The sequence below is a fragment of the Rhizobium sp. LARHSG275 genome (assembly GCF_052871115.1).
On the sequence record NZ_JBIXJN010000059.1, the window covers coordinates 1 to 1,055 of the forward strand.

A 1,055-nucleotide genomic window follows, 5' to 3' on the forward strand; every position below is an offset into this window, starting at 1 on the left:
GCTTGCGCTCAAGCTCCTCGCAGCTCCGCCGCTCGGCCCCCTTGCATGTTCAAACTGCATCCGTTGATGATGGGTGCGACCCCTGGGGGATGGCCATCCCCCAGGGGTCGGACGGGCGGGACCGTAACCCCCTTGGCGTGAACCGGGGATGAGCCTGGTCCGCCCGTCCTTCGCGTTTGTCCTGAACAGATAGTGGGGAGCAGGTCCCGTATGCAAGGCAAGGTATCGTCCGAACGCACCGCGATGGCGACAGTTTATGTCGGCATCGATGTCTGTAAAGAGTGGCTGGACATTCATCTGCATCCTCTCGGCCGCAGTTTTCGGGTGACCAACGACACGGCCGGCCTGCGCCGCCTCAAGCGGGAGCTCGATGCGCTTGACCAGATGCCGCGCTCGGCGCTGCGTATCGTCATGGAAGCGACCGGCAAGTGGCATCGCGCCGTCCAGCGCTCGCTGCATGCCGATGGCTTTTACGTGTCGATCGTCGATCCGCTGCGCGCCCGGCTGTTTGCCAAAGCCTGCGGCTTTCTCGCCAAGACCGATCGGCTCGATGCGCGGTTTCTGGCCATCATGGGAGAAGCCCTCAAGCCCGCACAGACCCCACCGCCGGACCAAGCGCTGGAAGCCCTGCAGGAACTGGTCAATGCCCGATCTGCCGCCAATGGCGAACGCACCGCCCTGTCCAACCGGATGAAGACGGCCGTGACCGCCTTCCTGCGCAAGGAACTGACGCGCCGGCTTGCCGCGCTCGACACCCATATCGCAAGACTGGACGCCGAGATCGAGCGCAGCATCTGCGCCGATCCCGAGATGCGCCGCCGCCTCGACATACTCATCTCCATTCCCGGCATCGGAGCCGTCACCGCCGCAAGCCTGATCGCTGGCCTTTGCGAACTTGGCGCCTGCTCCGGCAAGCAGGCCGCCATGCTGACCGGCCTTGCGCCGATTGCCTGCGAAAGTGGCGAGCGGGCCGGACATCGCTCCATCAGGGGCGGACGCCCAGCACCCAGGAACGCCATCTACATGGCCGCCCTGTCCGCCTCCCGTCACAACCC

The 1,055-nt window shown here is 65.4% G+C and carries 1 protein-coding gene; it reads left to right on the forward strand.

Features of this window, described 5'->3' with window-relative positions; all coding sequences use genetic code 11:
* Positions 1-210: 210 nt before the first annotated feature.
* Positions 211-1,055, forward strand: an 845-nt coding sequence (locus tag ACIPSK_RS33000; RefSeq protein ID WP_446533141.1) for an IS110 family transposase, incomplete at its 3' end; no start/stop codon positions are given.